The organism is Frateuria sp. (assembly GCF_013362045.1).
Lineage (GTDB): Bacteria > Pseudomonadota > Gammaproteobacteria > Xanthomonadales > Rhodanobacteraceae > Frateuria_A.
Map to the genome: position 1 here is coordinate 1 of NZ_JABFWW010000082.1, position 5,230 is coordinate 5,230.

General features: G+C 71.6%; 4 protein-coding genes and 1 pseudogene. 2 read left to right on the plus strand and 3 right to left on the minus strand.

Going from position 1 to position 5,230, the window contains the following annotated elements; genetic code table 11:
* The 3 genes and pseudogenes from HOQ08_RS03890 to HOQ08_RS03900 form a co-directional block, all read right to left on the minus strand.
* Window positions 1–212 (minus strand): annotated as a pseudogene (locus tag HOQ08_RS03890) (phosphoadenosine phosphosulfate reductase); the annotation flags it as partial.
* A complete protein-coding gene (gene cysI, locus HOQ08_RS03895; RefSeq protein WP_291191857.1) occupies window positions 209–1,903 on the minus strand; it encodes an assimilatory sulfite reductase (NADPH) hemoprotein subunit in 1,695 nt (564 codons plus the stop codon). The gene cysI and the pseudogene HOQ08_RS03890, both read right to left, overlap by 4 nt.
* Window position 1,904: 1 nt before the next feature.
* Window positions 1,905–3,713 carry an assimilatory sulfite reductase (NADPH) flavoprotein subunit gene (locus HOQ08_RS03900; protein WP_291191863.1) on the minus strand — a complete coding sequence of 603 codons (1,809 nt, stop codon included), beginning with the start codon at window positions 3,711–3,713 and terminating at the stop codon, window positions 1,905–1,907.
* Between the two features lie 171 nt (window positions 3,714–3,884).
* On the opposite strand from HOQ08_RS03900, the gene HOQ08_RS03905 reads away from it, so the two are divergent.
* A complete protein-coding gene (locus HOQ08_RS03905; RefSeq protein WP_291191859.1) occupies window positions 3,885–4,634 on the plus strand; it encodes a sulfite exporter TauE/SafE family protein in 750 nt (249 codons plus the stop codon).
* A gap of 58 nt (window positions 4,635–4,692) precedes the next feature.
* The coding region (locus HOQ08_RS03910) for a cupin domain-containing protein (RefSeq protein WP_291191861.1) at window positions 4,693–5,230 on the plus strand (538 nt) is incomplete at its 3' end.

Consider the following 5,230-nt stretch of genomic DNA (forward strand, 5'->3'; position numbering starts at 1 on the left):
AGCACCACCGGGATGCGCGGGCGCTGCCGGCTCACCATGTGCAGCGACACCGCCGCCTGCGCGCCGAAGCTGGAGGACAGCACGTGTTCGCCCGGCACGTTCTCGAGCGCCCAGGCCACGCGCTCCTCGGCGCCCAGCCGCGCGAGCACGGCGTTGGCCTCGGCCAGCGCATGGGGGTCCCAGTCCGGCCGGGCGAGCGGCTGCGCGCTCATGCCACCACCTCGGCCGGGATGCGCCGCACGGGCGGCGGCGCCAGCACGCCGCTGCGCACGAGGAAATCGCCGAAGCCTTCGCCGGGCGCACGTTCCGCTGCGTAGCGCTCGAACAGCGGGTCGAGCGTCGCCAGGATCGCCGCTTCGTCCACGTTCTCCCGGTGGATGCGGTTGAGCCGCTGGCCGGCGAAGTCCGCGCCCAGGCGCAGGTCGTAGCGGCCGGGTGCGCGGCCGACCAGCGCGATCTCGCCGAGGTACGGCCGCGAGCAGCCGTTCGGGCAGCCGGACAGGCGCAGCAGGATGGGCGCGTCCAGCAGCCCGTGGTGCGCCAGCCGCTCCTCGAGTTTCTCGAGAATCGCGGGCAGGTAGCGCTCGCTCTCGGCCATGGCCAGCCCGCAGGTGGGCAGCGCCACGCACGCGATGGCGTGGCGGCGGATCGCGCTTTGCCGGCGATAGCCGTCCAGGCCGTGCGTGGCGACGATGGCGTCGATGCGCGCGCGGTCGGCCGCCTTCACGTTGGCGACGATCACGTTCTGGTTGCAGGTGAGGCGGAAGTCGCCGGTGTGCACCCTGGCCAGCTCGCGCATGCCGCTGAGCAGGCGGTGTTCGCCGCGGTCGAGCAGCCGGCCCGACTCGACATGCAGGGTCAGGTGCCAGCGGCCATCCTGGCCCTGCAGCCAGCCGTAGCGGTCGCCGTTGTGGTCGAAGCGGAACGGCCGCGCCGATTGCAGCCCGAAGCCCAGCCGCCGTTCCAGCTCGGCCTTGAACACGCCGGTGCCGCGGCGGTCCAGCGTGTACTTCAGGCGCGCATGCTTGCGCTCGCTGCGGTCGCCCCAGTCGCGCTGGATGGCGATGACCTGCTCGGCCGCGTCGCGCAGCTGCTCCGGCGTGACGAAACCGATCACCTCGGCCAGGCGCGGGTAGGTGCTCGCATCCCCGTGGGTGGCGCCCATGCCGCCGCCGACGGCGAGGTTGAAGCCGGCGAGCTCGCCGTCTTCCTCGATCGCGATGAGGCCCAGGTCCTGCGCGAAGACGTCGATGTCGTTGAGCGGCGGGATCGCCAGTCCGATCTTGAATTTGCGCGGCAGGTAGGTCCTGCCGTAGAGCGGCTCGGGCTCCGGCTCGCCGACCAGCTTCTCGCCGTCCAGCCACAGCTCGTGATAGGCGGTGGTCCGCGGCGCCAGCTCTTCCGACAACTTCGCCGCCCACGCATAGGCCTGCGCGTGCGCCGCGGACTGCATCGGCAGCGGCGTGCTCACCACGTTGCGCAGCACGTCGCCGCAGGCGGCGATGGTGCTGGCCATGGTCTGGTGGATCGCGGCAATGGTCGGCTTGAGGTTGCCCTTGAGGATGCCGTGCCACTGGAAGGTCTGGCGCGTGGTGATGCGCAGGCCGCTCGATGCGTAATCGGTAGCGAGCCGGTCGAACACCAGCCACTGCGCCGGCGTGACCACGCCGCCGGGCAGGCGCGCGCGCAACATGAAGGCGTACAGCGGTTCGAGCTTCTGCCGGCGGCGTTCCTCGCGCAGGTCGCGGTCGTCCTGCTGGTAGCTGCCGTGGAACTTCAGGAGCTTGGTGTCGGCCTCGCCGATCGCACCGGTGACCGGGTCGGCCAGCCCTTCGGCGATGGAACCGCGCAGCTGGCGGCTCTCTTCCTTGATGTGTTCGAGTTCGGAAAGCTTGAGGGCCATGTCAGTACACGTCGCGGGCGTAGCGGCCCTGGGTGAGGAGATCGGCGAGCCACTCCCTGGCCGACTCGGGCGAATGACCGCCGTGCGCGAGGGCGATGTCGAGCAGCGCCGCATGCACGTCCTTGGCCATGCGGTTGGCGTCGCCGCATACATAGAGGTGGGCGCCGCCCTCGATCCAGGCGTAGAGCTCCCTGCCCTGCTCGCGCAGGCGGTCCTGCACGTAGACCTTGCCTGCGGCATCGCGCGAGAAGGCCAGGTCCAGCCGGTGCAGCGCGCCGCTCTGGAGCGCCTCCTGCCATTCGACCTGGTAGAGGAAGTCGCGGGTGAAGTGACGGTTGCCGAAGACGAGCCAGTTGCGGCCGCGCGCGCCGGCCTCGCGGCGCTCCTGCACGAAGGCGCGGAATGGCGCCACGCCGGTGCCGGGGCCGATCATGATGACGTCGCGCGCATCGTCGGCCGGCAGGCGGAAGCGCTCGTTGGCCTCGATGAACACCGGCACGCGGGCGTCTTCCTCTTGCGCGGCGAGGAAGGCGGAGGCAGCGCCCCAGTGCGGCACGCCGAAGGCCGCGTACTCGACCCGCGCGACGGTGAGGTGCACCTCTTCCTCGCCCACCGCGCGCGGGCTGGAGGCGATCGAGTACAGCCGCGGGGTGAGCGGGCGCAGTGCGGCGACCAGCTCGCCGGCATGCCAGTCGGCGCGGTAGCGGCGCAGCAGGTCGATCGGCTGGTGGCTGGCGAGCAGTTCGGCGAACGGCGCGGCGCTTTCCTTGCGCAGCACGTGCGCCAGGTCGGCATGGCCGCCGGCCGCCGCATGCGCCGCGACGAAGGCACGCGTGAGCCGCGTCAGCTCGCGCTCGCGCGAGAGCCATTGCGCCAGCGGCAGGGTGCGGTCCTGGTGGGTGACTTCCTGTGCGCCGTCCAGGCGCAGCGCCTCCAGCCATTGCGCGACCAGCGCAGGCGGATTGGTCGGCCAGATGCCGATGGCATCGCCCGGCGCATAGCGCAGGCCCGAACCTTCCAGCGAGAGTTCCAGATGGTGCACCGCGCGTTCGCTGTCGCGCGCCACGATGCGCTGGTTGGCCAGCACGGTGGCGGCGAACGGCTGCTCGCGCGAGTGGGCGTGGCGGGTGGGCAGCGCATGCACGCTGGCGCTGCGCACGGCTGCGGGCGCCGCACGGCCGAGTACCCCGCGGGCCTGTTCCAGCGCGCCGGCCGACCACGGCGCCGCGACGGCGTCGACGTCCACGTCGGCCTCGCCCAGCGGCGCGAAACGGACGGCGCCGAGTTGCGCCAGGCGTTCGTCGAGCTGGCGGCCGATCGCGCAGAATTGCGGATAGCTCGAGTCGCCCAGGCCGAGCACCGCGTAATGCAGGCCAGCGAGCCTGGGCGCCCGTTTGCCGGCGAGGAATTCGACGAAGCCGCGCGCGTCGTCCGGCGGTTCGCCGTCGCCCTGCGTGCTGATCACCACCAGCAGGTGGGTTTCCTTCGCCAGCTCGCGCTGCGGATAGCCATCGGCGCGCACCAGGCGCACCGGCAGCCCGGCCGACTCGCTGCGCGAGGCCAGCTGCTCGGCCACGCGCCTGGCGTTGCCGGTCTGGCTGCCGTAGAGGATGGTCAGCCGCGGCGCATCCGGCGCGTCGACCGGCGCGAGGTCCACCGGGCGTACGCCGCGCTGTGCCTGGCCGGCGCGTGCCGCGCTCCAGGCGGCCACCCAGTACAGTTCCTCCGCGGCCAGCCCTTCGGCCAGCCTGGCGAGCAAGGCGCTCTTCTCCGCGCTCAGCGCAACGGGCAACGGCTCCGGGGCGACCAGGGCATTCACGTCGTCTTGTCCTTTGGACGTCCAAATGTGGGGTCCGGTCAATCTAGGCGGCGTGATCGCAGGTGGGAAAGGACGCGTGGGCATGTGGATATGCCGAGCCCTTATTTCCGCCATTCACATGTGGCTGCCGATACTCCCCACTCCCCCTTCCTGCGGCACGCCATGGCCCCTGCTACCGAGTTCTTCACCTTCGCTGCCGTCGGCGCGCTGGCCCAGCTGGTCGACGGCGCGCTCGGCATGGCCTACGGCGTGGCTTCTGCGGCGATGCTGCTGGGCCTTGGCGTGCCGCCGGTGACCGCCACCGCGAGCGTGCACCAGGCCGAGGCGTTCACCTGCGGCGCCTCGGGGCTGAGCCACTGGCTCGCCGGCAACGTGCGCTGGCCGTTGTTCTGGATGCTCGCCCTTCCCGGCGTGGTCGGCGCGGTGATCGGCGCGGCGGTGGTGGTGCAGGTGCCCGCCGACTGGATGCGGCTGGCGTTGACGCCCTACCTGCTCGGCATGGGCGTGTTCCTGTTGCTGCGCAGCGCGCGCCCACGCCCGCCCGGTCCGGACGTGCCCAGTGGCACGCCGGTGCTCGGGCTGGGCGCGGGCTTTGCCGATGCCATCGCCGGCGGCGGCTGGAGCGCGCTGACGGTGACCACCCTGGTCGCACGCGGCGCCACGCCGCGGACGGTGATCGGCACGGTGCATCTGGCCAAGTGCGTGGTGAGCATCGCCGCCAGCATGAGCTTCCTGCTGCTGGTCGGACTCGGCCACGGCACGGCAGTGCTCGGGTTGATGGTCGGCGGCGTGCTGGCCGCGCCGGTCGGTGCGGTGTTCGCGCGGCGCATGCCGGCGCGGGTGGCGACGGCGCTCGCGGCGATCGCGGTGCTGGGACTGGGGGTGAGCAACGTGGTGAAAGCATTCGGCTGATTGCCGCATCGCGGGGCGAGCGGCCTTCACCGCACGGGGCAAGCCTTACAATGCCCCGATGAATGACGTCCTCCCCATCGAAGTCCGCGGCTCGGCCAGACAGCCGCTGGGCATGCCCCCCGCGCAGTTCCTGCGCGACTACTGGCAAAAGCGCCCGCTGCTGATCCGCCACGCCTTCCCCGATTTCCAGCCGCCGCTGCAGCCGGACGACCTGGCCGGCCTGGCCTGCGAGGAAGGCGCGCTGTCGCGGCTGATCGTGCACGACGACAAGCGCGGCCGCTGGTCGGTGAAGACCGGCCCGCTGGACGAAGCCGACTTCGCCAGGACACCCGACGCGAACTGGACCCTGCTGGTACAGGACGTGGACAAGTGGGACGCCGACGTGGCGCAGCTGCTGGAACATTTCCGCTTCCTGCCGAGCTGGCGCATCGACGACGTGATGATTTCCTATGCCGAGCCGGGCGGCGGCGTCGGCGCACACGTGGACCAGTACGACGTATTCCTGTTGCAGGGGCTGGGCCAGCGCCACTGGGCGATCAGCACCGATCCGGACGCGCCGAAGGATTTCCGCCCGGACGTCGAACTCAAGCAGCTGG